This is a genomic window from Coleofasciculus sp. E2-BRE-01 (genome assembly GCF_040221695.1).
Taxonomy (GTDB): Bacteria; Cyanobacteriota; Cyanobacteriia; order Cyanobacteriales; family Coleofasciculaceae; genus Coleofasciculus.
Genome location: NZ_JAVKEA010000212.1, coordinates 1 through 17068 on the forward strand (window position 1 = coordinate 1; position 17068 = coordinate 17068).

13 protein-coding genes are annotated in these 17068 nt (G+C 45.3%); 6 read left to right on the forward strand and 7 right to left on the reverse strand.

The features are described 5' to 3' along the window. Nucleotides 1-783, forward strand: a 783-nt coding sequence (locus RIG66_RS28805; protein WP_446382770.1) for a HEAT repeat domain-containing protein, incomplete at its 5' end; no start/stop codon positions are given. Between the two features lie 1311 nt (nucleotides 784-2094). On the opposite strand, the gene RIG66_RS28810 is transcribed toward RIG66_RS28805, so the two are convergent. The 3 genes from RIG66_RS28810 to RIG66_RS28820 all read right to left on the reverse strand — a co-directional run bounded on the left by RIG66_RS28810 (nucleotide 2095) and on the right by RIG66_RS28820 (nucleotide 4805). Further along, on the reverse strand, nucleotides 2095-3936 hold the full coding sequence (locus RIG66_RS28810; RefSeq protein ID WP_446382824.1) for an ABC transporter ATP-binding protein: 1842 nt from the start codon (nucleotides 3934-3936) through the stop codon (nucleotides 2095-2097). A gap of 177 nt (nucleotides 3937-4113) precedes the next feature. Next, nucleotides 4114-4494: a response regulator gene (locus RIG66_RS28815; protein ID WP_446382772.1), complete on the reverse strand. Its 381-nt coding sequence runs from the start codon at nucleotides 4492-4494 to the stop codon at nucleotides 4114-4116. A gap of 35 nt (nucleotides 4495-4529) precedes the next feature. After that, a complete protein-coding gene (locus RIG66_RS28820) occupies nucleotides 4530-4805 on the reverse strand; it encodes a DUF7219 family protein (RefSeq protein ID WP_446382774.1) in 276 nt (91 codons plus the stop codon). A gap of 205 nt (nucleotides 4806-5010) precedes the next feature. On the opposite strand from RIG66_RS28820, the gene RIG66_RS28825 reads away from it, so the two are divergent. Further along, nucleotides 5011-5796 carry an endonuclease/exonuclease/phosphatase family protein gene (locus RIG66_RS28825; protein WP_446382776.1) on the forward strand — a complete coding sequence of 262 codons (786 nt, stop codon included), beginning with the start codon at nucleotides 5011-5013 and terminating at the stop codon, nucleotides 5794-5796. Nucleotides 5797-5995: 199 nt separating this feature from the next. Here the strand turns inward: RIG66_RS28825 and RIG66_RS28830 are convergent, their stop codons facing one another. The 3 genes from RIG66_RS28830 to RIG66_RS28840 form a co-directional block, all read right to left on the reverse strand. Beyond that, entirely contained in the window at nucleotides 5996-8101 is a 2106-nt protein-coding gene (locus tag RIG66_RS28830; protein WP_446382778.1) for a M3 family metallopeptidase, read from the reverse strand. Nucleotides 8102-8604: 503 nt separating this feature from the next. Continuing rightward, complete coding sequence (locus tag RIG66_RS28835; protein ID WP_446382780.1) at nucleotides 8605-9036, reverse strand: HHL1-like protein; 432 nt, start codon at nucleotides 9034-9036, stop codon at nucleotides 8605-8607. 281 nt (nucleotides 9037-9317) lie between these two features. Further along, nucleotides 9318-9647, reverse strand: a complete 330-nt coding sequence (locus RIG66_RS28840) for a hypothetical protein (RefSeq protein ID WP_446382782.1) — start codon at nucleotides 9645-9647, stop codon at nucleotides 9318-9320. Between the two features lie 534 nt (nucleotides 9648-10181). On the opposite strand from RIG66_RS28840, the gene iscB reads away from it, so the two are divergent. Both iscB and RIG66_RS28850 read left to right on the forward strand, forming a co-directional pair. Beyond that, nucleotides 10182-11468 carry an RNA-guided endonuclease IscB gene (iscB, locus tag RIG66_RS28845; protein WP_446382784.1) on the forward strand — a complete coding sequence of 429 codons (1287 nt, stop codon included), beginning with the start codon at nucleotides 10182-10184 and terminating at the stop codon, nucleotides 11466-11468. Nucleotides 11469-11600: 132 nt separating this feature from the next. Beyond that, on the forward strand, nucleotides 11601-12743 hold the full coding sequence (locus RIG66_RS28850; RefSeq protein ID WP_446382786.1) for a LuxR C-terminal-related transcriptional regulator: 1143 nt from the start codon (nucleotides 11601-11603) through the stop codon (nucleotides 12741-12743). Nucleotides 12744-12939: 196 nt separating this feature from the next. Here RIG66_RS28850 and RIG66_RS28855 read toward each other — a convergent pair whose 3' ends face one another. Further along, nucleotides 12940-13476, reverse strand: a complete 537-nt coding sequence (locus tag RIG66_RS28855; protein WP_446382788.1) for an N-acetyltransferase family protein — start codon at nucleotides 13474-13476, stop codon at nucleotides 12940-12942. Between the two features lie 49 nt (nucleotides 13477-13525). On the opposite strand from RIG66_RS28855, the gene RIG66_RS28860 reads away from it, so the two are divergent. After that, entirely contained in the window at nucleotides 13526-14827 is a 1302-nt protein-coding gene (locus RIG66_RS28860; protein WP_446382790.1) for an ArsB/NhaD family transporter, read from the forward strand. Between the two features lie 291 nt (nucleotides 14828-15118). Continuing rightward, nucleotides 15119-16987 (forward strand): PAS domain-containing sensor histidine kinase, encoded by a 1869-nt coding sequence (locus RIG66_RS28865; protein WP_446382792.1) that lies wholly within the window; start codon nucleotides 15119-15121, stop codon nucleotides 16985-16987. Nucleotides 16988-17068 lie beyond the last annotated feature (81 nt).

Consider the following 17068-nt stretch of genomic DNA (forward strand, 5'->3'; position numbering starts at 1 on the left):
CGAGGTACAGCAGTAAAGGAACTAGCGAAAGGATGGAAACAAAATCCGGATACTTTACCCCTACTCAAACAACTGATTCAATCTGATGATCATTGGGTTATCCGATGTGCGGCGCTACAGGAATTAGCTCAAGGATGGAAAGAAGACCCGGATACTTTACCCCTGCTTAAACAACGAATTCAATCTGATGATGATGGGTTTGTCCGAGGTGCGACGGTAGAGGGATTAGCTAGAGGATGGAAACAAGATCCGGATACTTTACCCCTGCTTAAACAACGAATTCAATCTGATGATGATGGGTATGTACGACGTGCGGCACTACAGGAATTAGCTCAAGGATGGAAAGAAGACCCGGATACTTTACCCCTGCTTAAACAACGAATTCAATTTGATGATGATGGGTATGTACGACGTGCGGCGATAGAGGAATTAGCCAAAGGATGGAAAGAAAACCCGGATACTTTACCTCTGCTTAAACAACTGATTCAATCTGATGATGATGGCTCTGTGCGACGTGCGGCGCTACAGGAACTAGCCAAAGGATGGAAAGAAGATCCATGGCTCTTTGAATTATTGTACAATTGCACTATTAATGACCCCTTTCAACCAGATAAATACAGGGAAGAAAACATTCGACAAACTGCACTTAAAATTATCATCAAGCGGTATCCTGACCATCCCAAAACGCTAACCTTATTGCGCGATAGGGCAGAAAATGATGCCGATGAGAAGGTGCGGGAGTTCGCCCAGAAGAAGTTAAAACAGTTCACACAAAATCATTAAACGGGTGCGTCGCTAAAGCGACGACTACAAACAGGTTTCTCTCCTATCTTGCACCTGTTCTATTAACCCGTCTTGGGTTTAAACACAGGGCGACCCGATAAATTTGAGAGGACGGGTGTTGTTGATGTATGCAGCGGGTCGCCCCTACAATAGGTTATATTATTTCGGGTTAAATCTTCTTAATGGAAATGATTTGAACCTTTATTTTTATAGGTTTGTGATTCTAGGCAAGCATCAGAACCTGATATGCATTTATTCGTCATCAATCATTTGTAGGGGCGGGTTTAGGGACTACATTGAAGGTGTCACCAATAAATGAACAACTTGCGCCCGCCCTGCCCACCGATAAATGAACAACGAAACCTGTCCTGATTCAGGAGAAGACAACCCGACCCAATTTGGTAAAGGGCGACCCGATAAAATTGAGAGGATGGGTGTTATTGATTTATGCAGCGGGTCGCCCCTACAATCGGTTATATTATTTCGGGTTAAATATTTTTAATAAAAATGATTTAAATCTTTATTTTTATAGCCTTGTGATTCTAGGAAATCATCAGAACATGATATGAATTTATTTGTCATCAATCATTTGTAGGGGCGGGTTTAGGGACTAAATTGAATGCGTCACCAATCAATGCACAACTTGCGCCCGCCCTCCCTACCGATAAATGAACAATAAAACCTGTCCTGATTCAGGAGAAGACAACCCAACCCAATTTGGTAAAGGGCGACCCGATAAAATTGAGAGGATGGGTGTTGTTTATTTATGCAGCGGGTCGCCCCTACAATAGATTATATTATTTCGGGTTAAATATTTTTAATAAAAATGATTTAAATCTTTATTTGTATAGGTTTGGGATTCTAGGAAATCATCAGAACATGATATGAATTTATTCATCATCAATGATTTGTAGGGGCGGGTTTAGGGACTAAATTGAATGCGTCACCAATCAATGAACAACTTGCGCCCGCCCTCCCCACCGATAAATGAACAATAAAACCTGTCCGGGTTCAGGTTAAGACAACCCAACCCAATTTGGTAAAGGGCGACCCGATAAAATTGAGAGGATGGGGGTTGTTGATTTATGCAGCGGGTCGCCCCTACAATAGGTTATATTATTTCGGTTGAAATATTTTTAATAAAAATGATTTAAATCTTTATTTTTATAGCCTTGTAATTCTAGAAAATCATCAGAACATGATATAAATTTATTCGTCATCAATCATTTGTAGGGGCGGGTTTAGGGATTAAATTGAATGCGTCACAAATCAATGCACAACTTGCGCCCGCCCTCCCTACCGATAAATGAACTATTGATATCCCGCCGCCTGTAGCGCAAATAACCGCGCATAACGTCCGCCAAGTTCCACTAATTCCTCATGAGTTCCCTGTTCAATTATTTCTCCCCCCGCCATCACCACAATTTTGTCCGCCATGCGTACTGTGGAGAAGCGATGAGAAATTAACACCACCATTTGATTCTGGGTAATCGTGCGGAAGTGGTCAAAGACTCGCACCTCCGCTTCTGCATCCATGGCGGCTGTGGGTTCATCTAAGACTAAAATATCTGCACCTGTTCGCATAAACGCACGAGATAGGGCTATTTTCTGCCATTGACCTCCAGAGAGTTCCTGTCCCCCTTTAAACCATCGCCCTAACTGGGTGCTAAATCCGTCTGGCATTGACTCAATAAACGGCTTCGCCATGCCTTTCTCTGCTGCATTTTCCCAGCGGGTTTTATCTTGCAAATAGTCTACATCCCCGACGCCAACATTCTCGCCTACGGTAAATTGATAGCGGACAAAGTTCTGGAATATTACCCCAATCCGACGGCGTAGCGTATCAAGTTTCCATTCCTGTAAATCTACCCCATCTAACAAAATGCGCCCCGAATCTGGCGTATAGAGACGAGTTAATAGTTTAATCAATGTTGTCTTTCCTGACCCATTTTCGCCAACAATGGCTAACTTTTCTCCCGGTTTCAGGTGTAAGTCAATCCCGTTTAGTGCCGGGGTTTGACTTCCAGGATAGGTAAAAAACACAGTCTCAAACCGAATCCCATCCCCCGGTTTTATTCCCTGAGTTGCTGTCCCCTGAGATTGGGGAACCTCTTGTTCCAGAAATTCGTAGAGGTTGGAAATATAGAGGTTATCTTCATACATACCGCCAACAGAGGTGAGTATGGCGGAAAAGGTAGATTGTCCTTGGCGAAATACGGTTAAATACATAGTCATGTCACCCAAGGAAATCCGACCAAAGATGGTTTCGATGACAATCCAAGCATACGCCCCATAAAATGTCAGCGTACTCAGCAACCCTAACAAGTAACCCCAAAATCCCCGACGAACGGTCAAATCTCTATCTTCCCGGTAAAGGCGTCTGAAGGTGTCGTTGTAGCGTTGTAGCATGGTTGCGCCAAGCTGGTATAGCTGAATTTCCTTGGCGTAATCTTCTCTAGCTATTAAGGTTTCCAAGTAATGCTGCTGGCGGGTTTCTGGGGAACGCCACCGGAATAAGCGAAAGGCGACGCCAGCAAAGCGCGTTTCGGCGATAAAGGGAGGAATGGCAGCTATGACTAATATCGCCACCGCCCAGGTTGAGAATTGCAGCAGTAATCCGCCAAAAGTGAGTAGCGACAAACTATCCCGAACCAGTCCAAACGTTCGCGTCACTAGCGCCAGAGGGCGACTGGAGGCTTCTCGCCGCGCCTGGGTCATTTTGTCGTAAAATTCGGAATCCTCGAAGTGGGGTAAGTCTAAGGTTAAGGCTTTTTCTAGAATTAACACATTGACCCGTTGCGCTAATAATACCCGCAATAGCGACTGGCAAACCGTTTGACCGCGCTGACTTCCTGCCAGTATCATAACCGCGATCGCTTCTAATCCGACATAGCCTAACGCTAGCCACCGATGGGCGGCTAACCCTGACTGAGACGCCAATACCACGGTATCTACAATCAATTTGCCCAAGTATGCGATCGCGGCAGGTAATAATCCCGCGATAACGGTTAAAATTGCTAGCACCAGGGTTAGTCTGTGACTGGTTGTCCACACTAACTTCAAGGCGCGTCCACTATAGCGGAATACTGAAAGCGATTGACGAATATTCCGGATTAGAAATCTCAGCGAGTAGCGTTTCTTGCGTCGGTTCATTGTTTCTGGTAGACATTTTGCCAGCACTACTACGCAGTGTAGATCCTGATCCATTGTAGGGGCGGGTTTAGCCACTAACTTAACTTGTCACCGATAAATCAATAACAAAACCCGCCCTGATTCGTAATTATAAATCGGTGTTATCGGCAATAAATATAGACATAAAAAAATTATCGTTTACTGATAAAAGTTAATATGATTAGCGATTACCGTTAAAAGTTCATCGGTTGTAAAAGGTTTTGCAAGATAACCATTTGCCCCACACTGTTGCCCTCGGTTCCTAACAATTTGGCTTTTTTCTGCTGAAATAAAGATAAAGGGTATAGTCCTAGTCTTTGAATCTTGACGTAAAGCTTTGAGAACTTCATACCCATCTAACTTGGGCATCCGAATATCGCACAAAATCAAATCAGGGACTAACTCTTTGGCTAAGAGTAAGCCCCTGGCAGAATCCCCAGTACCAATTGCCTGATACCCTTTTTCCTGTAAGACATTAAGGATAATGTCCCGCAAAATTTCTTCATCTTCAATGACTAAAATTGCAGCATTGTGTGTCACAGTTTTTCTCAAACGACCGTCTTATAAAAAATCTATTAGGTTTTGGGGGGGTTAGCTTGACCAATGCCCAAGGATTCCTTACTATATTTCAACTGCTTCCACAATGACTGTACTTGCTCATAGGCTCGTTCAGAGGAAATTTTACCGCCAGTTTCTAGGGCAGAAATATAGGACACTTTCTGGGCAAACTCTTGCAAGTTGGCATTAAAGGCTAGATCCTCTGGAGTAAACTTGCCGTAATAGCGGCATCTAGGGTAAAGAAAGTTTTGTTTACTGACCTGTGCGGAATCGGATGATGTGGACTTTGCCATATCTTACCTCCTGTCTCATAATCTCTTACTTTCCATTATATTAACAAACACTTAACCTTGCCTTAACTATAAGTTAACTAAATGTTATATAATGACTCGATTTGAGTTGTGAACAGAGGTAATAGGGAATAGAGAACAGGGAACAAATTATGTAGCTTGCTTCTCGCTTCCTTGAGTATGACAAATGACAAAAGACGAATCACCTATGAACATTAGAATCATAACGTTCAATATCCGTTACGATAAGCCAGATCCCGATAACCAGGATTGGAGGATTCGGCGTGATGCGATCGCGGCGCTGATTCAGGAGTATCATCCAGATATCATTGGCACCCAGGAAGGCAAAGCCCACCAGCTACTTGACTTACATCGCCGTTTACCGAATTATCAAAGTATTGGGGGCGATCGCACGGGAACAGGGACAGGAGAACATTGTGCGATTTTCTATAACCAAGACCGTCTTAAATGCCTGGATAATGGCGATTTTTACTTAAGCGATACGCCTGATATTGCTGGGAGTATCAGTCCTGAGTGGGGAAATCCTGCACCGCGAATGGCAACCTGGGCAGTCTTTAGTGTAGCGCAGGTGTCTAAAACGATTACCTGTTTTAATACCCATCTGGATTATACCAGTGCCAAAGCACGGGAACTGGGGGCAAGACTAATCCGCGATCGCATGATTCACTGCAATCCTGACACGACCTATCTCTTCCTAACCGGTGATTTTAATGCTGAACCCAGTAGCTTACCACGGGAAATCTTATCTGATTCATCAGCGAATTCTATGACTCTCCATGATGCCTTGGCGGGTGTTGAATTGGAAAAACAGCAGAGTATTCATGGGTTTACAGGTGAGGCGTTTGCGGCTGTTGATACGATTTATTACGATAGTCGCCTGAGACGAGAAACTGTGACGGTTGATAATAGGAAATGGCAAGGAATTTTTCCCTCTGATCATTTCCCAGTTATTGCTAATTTTGTTAATGATTAGGTACACCAAAATTTAGAAGCACAAGCCTTGCGTCCCCACATATAGCGCTACGCGCTTTCCCTCTCCCCACCACAAGACTTATTCAGCAGACCCTAAATAAGAGGGCGACCCGATCCAATTGAATGGAATGGAGTTTTTGATTAATGCCAGCGGGTCGCCCCTACAGGGTAATTTCGCGATCGCACCAGACTCAATTCCGTCAAGACGCCGCCACTAATCCACTATGACGCAGTAACGGTTCCGTACTCGGTTCCCGTCCCCGGAATTGCTTGAATACCTCCATCGGCGGCACACCACCGCCTAATGCCAGTACCGTATCCCGATACCGCTTTCCTGTATCCGCCACAGCCGTTTCATTCTCTAAACCGACTTCCTCAAAGGCAGCAAAAGCATCGGCACTCAAGACTTCTGCCCATTTGTAACTGTAATACCCAGCCGCATAGCCACCCGCAAAGATATGGGAAAAGGCACAGAGGAAGGAATCTTCTGGTAAGGGTTGTAACACGGTGGTGGTTTTGGCAATCCGGTGACGGACATCGCTGGGACTTTCTTCCCCACCAGGCTGATAGCGGTGGTGCAGTTCGATATCCACTAAACTAAAGTGCAATTGCCGTAACATGGCACTACCACTCATGTAAGTCCGGGCTGCCAAAAGTTTCTGATAATAATGTTCTGGCAGGGATTCTCCCGTTTCGTAGTGCTTCGCCATGCCCATCAGCGTGGGGCGATCGTAACACCAGTTTTCCATAAATTGACTGGGCAGTTCCACCGCATCCCATTCCACATTATTAATTCCGGCTGCCCCAGCATAATCCACTCTGGTGAGCATGTGTTGCAACCCGTGACCAAACTCGTGGAATAGGGTTTCGACTTCACCAAAGGTCATTAAACTGGGTTTACCATCAATCGGTGGCGTTTGGTTGCAAACTAAATAGGCAACAGGTAGGCGCGTCGTCATTGTCCCGGCTTCCGTGAGTTTGGCACGCCCCACGCAATCATCCATCCAAGCGCCCCCACGCTTCTCTGCGGGACGGCTGTAGGGATCTAAATAGAAGAACGCGATCGCACTTCCTGTTTCATCAGTAACTTGGAAATAGCGGACATCTTCATGCCAAACCGGGGCTTGTCCATCCGCAGGCGTAATGGTTACCCCAAACAGTCGCTTGATTAAGCCAAACAAACCATCCAGCACTTGAGGTAACGGAAAATAAGGACGCAATTCCTCAGCACTGAAGGCAAACCTTTCTTCCCGTTGACGTTCTGACCAAAAACTGATATCCCAGTGTTTCAACTCATTGGCTTCGGGGACACCTTTAGCCGCCGCAAATTCTTTCAACGCCTCTAAATCCTTAACCGCCGCATCGTAGCTAGCACCACGCAGTTCTTCCAGTAATCCCTCCACCGCCTCAACATTCGGTGCCATTTTGCTGGCAAGGCTTAATTCAGCATAACTGCTAAACCCTAGCAGCTCTGATTTTTCTTGACGCCGTTCTAAAATCCGCTCAATCAGGGGACTGTTATCCAACTCCCCAGAAGAGGCGCGGCTGACAAAGGCTTTATAGAGTTTCTCCCGCAAATCCCGACGGGTACTGTGTTGCATGAACGGAACATAACTGGGATAGTCCAGAGTGATCCGCCAGGGACCTGCTTCCGGAGTCGCCTTTTCTTCCCCAGCAGCACGGGCGGCTTGAGCGGCTAAACTCTTTAAGCTAGGAGGTAAACCTTCTACTTCGTCTGGACGGGTTAGGGTCATGCTAAATGCCTTGGTCGCATCTAGGACATGGTTGGAGAACTTTGTGGATAGTTCTGCCAACTCCATCTGGATTTGATTGAAGCGTTCCCGCACTTCTCCTTCAAGTCCAACACCCGACAGTTCAGCATCTCGAATGGCGGCTTCTACGATGCGTTTTTGGGCTGGCTCTAAGCTACGCCATTCATCCCCATCCTGTAAGGCTTTAAAGGCTTTGTATAAGGGTTGACTTTGGTTAAGCCTGTTGATGAATTGAACGACTTTGGGTTGAACCGTTTCGTAAGCCTCACGCAGTTCCGGGCTATTTTTCACCCCCATCAAATGACTCACGATGCTCCAACTCCACCTGAGGCGTTCTGTCAATGCTTCTAGGGGTTCCACTAAACCGTCCCAGGTTGGTACTACCTTTTCCTCTAGGGCGGCTAATTCCTGCTCGAGTTCAGCTAATAGCTGCGTTATCGCAGGCACAATATGGTTTGGCTCAATTTGGTCAAAAGGGGGGAGTCCCTTGCCACGGTGTAATGGATTCTCAGTCACAGTTGGATTGGCAATCATGAGTCGTATCGGGTTACAAAATCAGACTGAAACAGCATGTAATGGTGATACAAGGCAAGCCGCTATTGCCGCTAACTTGTATCAAACTAACGCCTGAAGCTTCCCTGGGGAAGCGGTGAGGCGCGAAAATTAAATAATTAGCAAGAATATTTTTTGACGTCAGTGATCCTTATCATCGTGAAGATTAATTTGAGTGGTACAAGGCAAGGATTGAGTTTATGCGTGATCCAGCTAAAATAGGGATTTGCAGTAAGCACTTTAGTGTTCTAACGCATAGATGGAGGGGGCTAAGGTTCCCTCACTACAAGCTTTCCTTAAATGCGTGGCAACTGAGCCGGGGCGGATTTAGCTAAATCTGGGTGAAGTCAGAAACGATAGTTGTGAAACCCGCCCCTACACACGCATCAGTACCCCAGCTCCCCCAGCTCCCCCAGCTCCCCCAGCTTCCTCAGCTCCCTCAGCTCCCCCAGCTCCCCCTCAACACAAGACTTATTCAGCCAACCCTACTTACGCTGGAATACTGATGAGAAACGTTCTTTAACTTGGCTGACAGTGGATTGAATCAAATTCCCTGGTGTTGCTTGGGGACGAGTTGCCACAACGATAGGTTCGTCTTTAAACTCTTTGAGTCGATAACCATATTCCAACTCGCTTTGGCGCTTCCGCAGTTTGGGGAATAGCCGAAATATTCCTTTGAGTAACTCCTCTTCTTGCTGAAATAACGCCTGGTTGATTTGACTGCTGCGATTCACTGCCATTGAGCCAGCCGGTAACCAGTTTTTCTCTCCCTTAATCCGGACATAGATATTGAATTCCGGTAATCCCGACTTTTGCATTTCATCATACTTGCGGGAAGCGGATGCCCGTTTGACTTTGTTTTTCTTGGCTTTCTGCTGTTTGGGTTGGACTTTGCCAAAGCCGAGTTGGGTGGTCATATTAAGTTCCTCTGATCGTGTCTTAACAAAAGTTTACATCATTCTCAGGAAACTGGTGCTGCCGACGTTTGCTGATGAGTCTGAAATATAGACACCGCATATAGCACTACGCATTGAGGTTAGGACAATAAAATTGGGTGAAAAGGCAATAGGCAATAGGCAATAGGCAACAGAGAAAAGTCCTAACGTATTGCCGTAGTGCTATACAACAAAGGGCGCACGTCAGTGCGCCCCTACGGATAAAAATTGTTTACGTTGAGACGAGGTTAGGTAGCTGACGCTTAAGGAGTAGTCTCAGAAGTCGAGTCATCCTCAGCCTGAGGTTCAGTCGTCTCGTCAGACATTTCTTTATCTTCAGTCGCCTTTTCCATGTCTGCCTTGTCAGACATGTCTTTATCTTCAGCCGCTTTATCCATGTCTCCCTTCTCTTCGACTGCCTTATCGGTTGCAGCAGGAGCGGCATCTTCAGTCGCTGCATTATCAGGGTTAGCTGGCTCAGTTTCCTCGATAGTCGTACTATCATCCGTTTCTGGGGGAGCGCTACAACCTGTGGCTAATCCCAGACTCAAAAGTGAAGCGATGGCAAATGTAGTAAGGTATTTAACGGTCATAGTCACACCTTATTTGGTATCCTAATGGGTTAGGCTTGCCAGACAATTACTGGCTTAAATGCAATTAAAGCGCATAAAAGGGATTTTTGGTGAAAAATTTAGTATTTTCTCAAAGAATTACAAAAATTGTGGCGATTATGCCTCAAAATAACTCTTTTTGTGCTATGTTATGCTAATTTAACGTCTGAAGAATCAAAATTCGCCTACTTTTGCCAACCAACAGGATACACTCAGATTTTTTCTTCCTGGCAGACTCAGACACTGGGAAACTGATCCAGAATTCATCAAAGTAAACTACCCGCCGCTAAGTCGGAGTACCGACTCTAGCGGGGGCTTTTAAAGAAGCCCAGAGTTTACCAGGCAAGCGTGTTAATTCACTACGTTACGAAAGTCAAGATACCTAAGAATGCGTAGCCAGTTTTTAGCTCTATCGTTTGCGATTAAACAGACATATCGGGTTGAAGTCAGTGTCGTAGACTCAACAAGCTTTCGTAACATTGCCAAGGCTAACATTACCCGCAAGGAGACTCACTCGTGAGTAAAGTTTTCGTTTTAGACACCAACAAGCAGCCTCTCAACCCCATCCATTCAGGTAGGGCAAGAATGCTGTTATCTCAAGGGAAAGCTGCTGTATTTCGGCGCTACCCTTTCACCGTGATACTGAAGAAGGAGGTGGTCAACCCAAAAGTAGAATCGCTTCGAGTCAAAATCGACCCAGGCGCGAAAACTACAGGACTAGCATTAGTCAACGACAGTACTGGTGAGGTTGTTTGGGCTGCCCAGTTACAACACCGAGGGTTTCAAATTCGGGATGCTTTAACGTCACGCCGCCAGTTAAGACGCTCACGCCGTAACCGCAAAACTCGTTACCGCAAGCCACGTTTTCTGAACCGTACTCGCCCTGAAGGATGGTTACCACCATCGTTAAACAGTCGAGTCGCCAACATCTTGACTTGGGTTAATCGCCTATCATCCCTATGTCAAATTACTGCCATATCTCAAGAATTGGTCAGGTTTGACACTCAGCAGATGGAAGACGCTGAAATTAGCGGAATAGGCTATCAACAAGGCACACTCTTCGGTTACGAAATCCGTGAGTTTTTGCTCGAAAAGTGGAACAGAACCTGTGCCTACTGTGGCGCAAAAGACACGCCTCTTGAGATTGAGCATATGAATGCCCGCTCAAAAGGGGGTTCCAACCGAATCAGTAACTTGTGCCTAGCCTGTACCTCTTGTAATCGGAAAAAGGGCAACCAGGATATTAAGGATTTCCTCAAGGGTAAACCTGACCTGCTCAAATGCATCCTGTCTCAAGCTAAAAGACCTTTGGTTGACACAGCAGCAGTCAACGCAACCCGATGGAATCTGTACGAAAACCTCAAAAAAACGGGTTTACCTGTCGAAGTTGGCACGGGTGGTCGCACCAAGTACAACCGAACCATCCGAGGTTTAGACAAAACTCATTACTGGGACGCTGCCTGTGTTGGAGCTTCAACCCCAGAGCAGTTAATCACATCAGAAGCTAAACCTCTATTGATTGCTGCTAAAGGTCACGGAACCCGTCAGCAGTGCCGTACTGACAAGTTCGGGTTTCCTAGTCGTTATTGCAAGAGAACAAAATTTCACAAAGGTTTTCAGACGGGTGACATCGTTAAAGCTGTTGTCACGTCTGGCAAAAAAATTGGAACTTACGTTGGGCGGGTAGCCACTCGTGCCACTGGAAGTTTCAATATTTCCACAACAGATGGACTAGTTCAAGGAATCAGTCATAAATACTGCTTGCCACTTCACAAAAAGGATGGGTATTCCTATGCACAGTGATTTGAAAAATTTAGGGCTATTGAACCCCATAAATTTTTCCTCGTTTCCTCCCGCCGCTAAAACTTTGGCGGTACTCGCTTCGCTTCGATATATCCGCCTCGTTTATAGCGGGAGTCTCCACGAGGAGGAAAGATGAACCGTTGGCAGTTTACCGAAGCCTTTGAGGGATTGACACCACGACGCAGACAAGTGCTGAAATTGCTCTTGGCTGGCGTTTCGGATCAGGATATCGCTCAATCGTTACATATTGAAACATCAACGGTGAGAAAACACGTTGAGAATATCTGTTCAGCTTTTAGGCTGAGAAATGAGTTTCCTGATGAACGACGTTCTAAACGAGGAGAGTTAATTGCGCTGTTCGCTAAATATCAACCTGAACTTGTAACCCGGCAAACTTTGAGTGTGACTCACCAAAGGTCATCTGAAGTTGTAGATGATAATAATCACAAGATAGTGAAACGCGAAGATACAGAAATTCGCGTGACAAGTGAAGTGAGATTAACGGTTAAAGATGTGTCCGATTCTCTATTGAGCAACCGCGATATCTTTATCCTGATTGATCAAAGTGGTTCTATGGTGAGAAAGGATGAAGATACCGGAAATCAAACTCGGTATGAATATCTAGCAGAAGTTGTTGAAGGACATATTGCCGCCATTTTGTCAGTTGGTTCTGAATCCGGGAATAAAGCGGATGAAAAAATTGCCATGAAGCAGGGCTATCCGGCTGAAAATCGGGTCTCTGTTTACTTCTTCAGCAGGGAAAGGGTTAAACCCAAACCTATTTTGATTAACGATGCCTCTCAAGTTTGGAAGCTGTTTGTCAAAAATAAACCCAAAACCAAAACATTTGTTGCTCCGACTTTAAACCATTGTGTTAAGACTTGGTTAACTGAAGGCAAACCTAATGGTAAAGGAGCCTTTTTTATTATTTATACTGATGGTCAATTTGATGACGAAGAGCAATTTATTCAATGTATTGCTTCAGCATGTAGCAAAATTGGAAATCATAAAGATATCAAGTTTTTTGTTTTGGGATTAGGTAAAGATATTGATATTGAACATTTCCTGGCGCTAGACTTCAATGTCAATCAGACGATGAAATTTAATATTTTTGTCTTTGATTTGGTCAATGAAGTTGATGATATCATTGAGCTTTTACAACGCCAGCTAACGGATGATCCTTATCTAGCGTTTCCGGATTGGGTCAGAATTCGTCATCCTGATTTAGTCGAGAAGGTGATTCAAGGGAACAGGGGTGATGGGGTGATGGGGTGATGGGGGAGCTGGGGGAGCTGGGGGAGCTGGGGAAGATGGGGGAGCTGGGGGAGCTGGGGGAGCTGGGGGAGCTGGGGAAGCTGGGAAACAAAATTTCTATAGCCCATTACCCTATTCCCTGTTCCCTGTTCCCTGTTCCCTAACAAATGACATAAGACAAATGACATAAGACAAATGACATAAGACAAATGACAAATCAACACACTCGACGTCCCATAATTACCAAATCACGCTCAATGTGACCCATATCCGCTATTTGAGGTAAATACCCCCAACGTTGGAAGCCATATTTTTGAAAGAGGTGTAGGCTGGGTTGGTTGTGAGCAAAGATTAAGGCAACTAAGGTATTGAGTCCTAACTTAGGACTCTGTTTGATGGCGCGTTGCAGCAGTTGTTGTCCTATTCCTTGACGCCGAAAATCGGGAGACACGTAAACGCTAAGTTCAGCCGTTGCATGGTAGGCTGGGCGGACTAAGAAAGCCTGAAAACTGAGCCAACCAGCAATTTGACCTGTAGAATTGGATCGTTCATGGCAGTCCATGACCCAAAGAGGGTGGCTGTTTGGTGTATGTTCTTGATACCAACTGATACGACTTTCAACTGAGATAGGTTCTAGATCGGCGGTGGCAATGCGACTGGGAACAGCCGAATTGTAAATTTCCACGATCGCGGGCAAATCTACCTCAGTGGCATCACGGATATACATTAAGGCAGGATTAGGGCGACAAACCATAGAATAATTAGTGCTAAAGGGTCATCAGTGATTAAACAGGCTTCTTTCTGTGGCACTATTGATTTTTCTGTTCACGCTTATCCTGATTATCTGGCAACTGCGAGGATTGGGCATCGGATTGGGTGCATTGACAGGGGGGATTTTTACTCTGGTTAGCGATGTGTCCTTAATGGACGAACTTAGAGTTAGTGCAACCGTTGGCAATACTATACTCACATTGATTGCCCTACTCATTTTGTGCCGGATTCTGGATGAAGCCGGGTTTTGGCGAGGGTTAGCGCTACAATTAACAGTTTTGGGGATAGGTCAAGGGCGTCTGCTTTTCCTTTTGTGCGGACTTTTGGGAGCATTGGGAACAATTGTTTTAACCAATGTGGGTATGGCATTAATCTGGATTTCTCCGGTGATGGAGATCCTTTGTTTACTACGCCTCAGGGCTAAAACCGTGTTCGCCGTTGTCTTTACGGTTAGTTTTATCACTGAAGCGGCTAGCTTATTGTTCCCTGTGAGCAATCCGGTCAATCTGCTTGCGGTAAACTATGGCGGAATTTCCGGGTTTCGCTATAGTCTGGTGATGACCCCGGTGACATTCGTCGCGATCGCAACCAGTTTAGCCAGCTTCTGGTTCTACTTCCATCGGGACATTCCAGCCAGATATAAAATTACTCACCTGCCGCTACCACGCCAAGCCATTCGTGATCCGTTGGTTTGTCAATGGGGCATGTTTATTTTAGCCAGTCTACCTCTGGCATACTGGATTGCCCAAGACCATGCTCTGCCGACTTGGATCGTGCCTGCGATCGCGGCGTTGATTCTGCTAGGATTGGCGAGACGCGGGTTTCTCCCAAATACCACACCGATTATTTCTGTGGGCAAAGTTTGGCAGGAAATTCCCTGGCAATTGATCGGGTTTAGCGTCCTGATGTATGGTGTCGTCCTCGGTTTAGGTCAAGTTGGCATGAGTCATGTCATCACCCATCAGCTAGACGCCCTCTCCAGTTGGGGGTTAACCCTGACAGCCATCGGCACAGGTTTTCTGGCTACTGGGCTGTCAAACTTATTTCAAAATTTACCCACTGTGTTGCTGAATGCCGTAGCCATTTCCGACACAACCACTGAGCCAGCGATTCGGGAAATGATGGAGTACGCTAATGTGATTGGATGTACCCTGGGAGCAAAAATTACTCCTCTGGGTAGTTTATCAACATTGATTTGGTTCAAGGTTTTAGCACGTAAAGGTTTGCGCCTGCATTGGTTTTACTATATTCGTCTTAGCCTGATTCTGACTTTACCGATTCTATTTCTCAGCTTGCTGAGTTTAGCCCTCTGGCTTCCCTGGCTAATTGTCTAAGTTTTGATTTGTCCTTTGTCCTTTATCCTTTATATTTAGAGAATATATATTAGAGAATAAACTAGCAATAACGATCGAAAGGCTTTATCATACTCAAGGGTGTATCTGCTTGCCTGACCACAACAGCGTTTGACGAAAAATAGATAGACTTCAGAGGTCTAGCTGTTATTCGGCTTTTCTAGATAACATAGCGACTCAGCTAAGTCGGTTTAGGTATTTGAGAGACCTGTAGTATCATTTTGAGTTTCTCTCACTCGCGCAATTGAGTCTCATCAATCAGGTAAGTAATCGATGATCATCCAAACGGCAGAACCCCCTATCCCTAAGTCTCAGGGAGATACAACACAAAAGCATCATGAGTTTTGTAGCAATCAAGACAAATTTTTAACCCTGACCCTTGATTTGTTTTTCATTGCCAGTCCTGATGGCTATTGGCAGCAAGTTAACCCGATGTGTGAGCGAATCCTGGGATATAGTAGCCAAGAATTAAAAGCCCGCCCCTGGATTGAATGGGTGCATCCAGAGGATCAGCAGATGACCTTGAAGCAACTGCAAAAGCTGAGGGACTGTGAGGAAATTGTCTCCTTTGAAAATCGCTACCGCTGCAAAGATGGCTCCTATAAGTGGCTGTTATGGAACATCACCTTATGTCACACGCAGAACCAAATTTATGCGGTTGCTCGTGATAACACCCAACGCCGGGAAGCTGAAGCCGCACACCGGGAAAGCGAAGAACGGTTTCGTTTATTAGTCGATGGCGTCAAAGACTACGCCATTATTATGCTCGATCCAGAGGGTAAGATTGTAAGCTGGAATCCGGGTGCCGAACGAATTAAACAATATCGCGCCGCAGAAATTCTCGGTCAACATGTCCGTTGTTTTTATACCCCTGAGGATATCGCCCAGGGACAACCGGACAAGTGCTTAAACATAGCTGCACAGCAAGGTCGTGTGGAAGAGGAAGGGTGGCGAGTGCGTAAAGATGGCTCCACCTTCTTTGCGAATGTTGTGATTACTGCCTTACGGGGAGAAGACGGACAATTACGGGGTTTTGCTAGGGTAACACGAGATATTACCGAACGCCAATTGGCTCAGGAAACCCTAGAACGAACGAATGATGAGTTAGAAAAACGAGTCGCTAAACGAACGGCTGAACTGTTGCAAATCAATGAGCGGCTGAAAAAAGAGATCGCTCTGCACCAGCAAACAGAAGTGGCGTTGGCAGAAGAAACTCACTACGTCACTGATTTATTACAGAAGCTGCAACAAGCTCAAACCAAACTGATTCACACAGAAAAAATGTCCAGTTTGGGGCAAGTGGTTGCCGGGGTTGCTCATGAAATCAATAATCCTGTCAGTTTTATTTACGGCAATATCGATTACGCCATCTGTTATCTGCGCGATTTAATGCAGTTAGTCGAACTCTATGGCATTCACTATCCCCAACCCGTAGCCGATATTCAGAAACGAATCACAGACATTGATCTAGATTTCTTGATGGCAGATATGCCAAAACTACTGAATTCAATGAAAGTCGGAGCTAACCGGATTCGGCAGGTGGTTTTGTCTCTACAAAAATTTCTCAAGGCTGACCAAACTGAAATGAAGTCCGCCGATCTTCATGAAGGACTTGAAAGTACTCTTTTGATTTTGCAACATCGCCTGAAACCTAGCGTTGAGCATCCCGAAATTACGGTGATTCAAGACTATGGCAAATTACCCCCAGTCGATTGTTATGCAGGGCAAATCAATCAAGTGTTTATGAATTTACTCACTAATGCTGTAGATGTATTGGAATCTTCAGGTAGAAAGACTCCTCATCAAATTAAACTTAGCACTGAGGTGCAGGATATTAGTATTGAGAAACCTGGAGCAAGTTATTGCCAAAAAATACCTCATGCTGTAATTCGGATTGCCGATAATGGTCCAGGGATGAGTCCAGACGTCTGCCAAAAACTTTTTGATCCATTTTATACCACCAAACCCCTGGGTAAAGGAACCGGATTGGGTCTATCGATTAGCTATCAAATTATTGTAGAAAACCATGGGGGTCAGTTAACTTGTCGGTCTCAACCCGGTGTCGGATCAGAGTTCATTATCGCTATTCCGATTAATCAAATAATCACCAAGCATCCTGAACTTTCACTGACGCCAAGTTAAGAATTGGTCATTGGTCATTGGTCATTGGTCATTGGTCATTCATCATTGGTCATTGGTCATTGGTCATTGGTCATTTGCTCC

Coding starts and splice junctions, on each gene's coding strand:
- RIG66_RS28840 (WP_446382782.1), bottom strand. CDS start 9,647: ATGACCGTTAAATACCTTACTACATTTGCCATCGCTTCACTTTTGAGT.
- RIG66_RS28810 (WP_446382824.1), bottom strand. CDS start 3,936: ATGAACCGACGCAAGAAACGCTACTCGCTGAGATTTCTAATCCGGAAT.
- RIG66_RS28820 (WP_446382774.1), bottom strand. CDS start 4,805: ATGGCAAAGTCCACATCATCCGATTCCGCACAGGTCAGTAAACAAAAC.
- RIG66_RS28855 (WP_446382788.1), bottom strand. CDS start 13,476: ATGGTTTGTCGCCCTAATCCTGCCTTAATGTATATCCGTGATGCCACT.
- RIG66_RS28830 (WP_446382778.1), bottom strand. CDS start 8,101: ATGATTGCCAATCCAACTGTGACTGAGAATCCATTACACCGTGGCAAG.
- RIG66_RS28835 (WP_446382780.1), bottom strand. CDS start 9,036: ATGACCACCCAACTCGGCTTTGGCAAAGTCCAACCCAAACAGCAGAAA.
- RIG66_RS28865 (WP_446382792.1), top strand. CDS start 15,119: ATGATCATCCAAACGGCAGAACCCCCTATCCCTAAGTCTCAGGGAGAT.
- RIG66_RS28850 (WP_446382786.1), top strand. CDS start 11,601: ATGAACCGTTGGCAGTTTACCGAAGCCTTTGAGGGATTGACACCACGA.
- RIG66_RS28825 (WP_446382776.1), top strand. CDS start 5,011: ATGAACATTAGAATCATAACGTTCAATATCCGTTACGATAAGCCAGAT.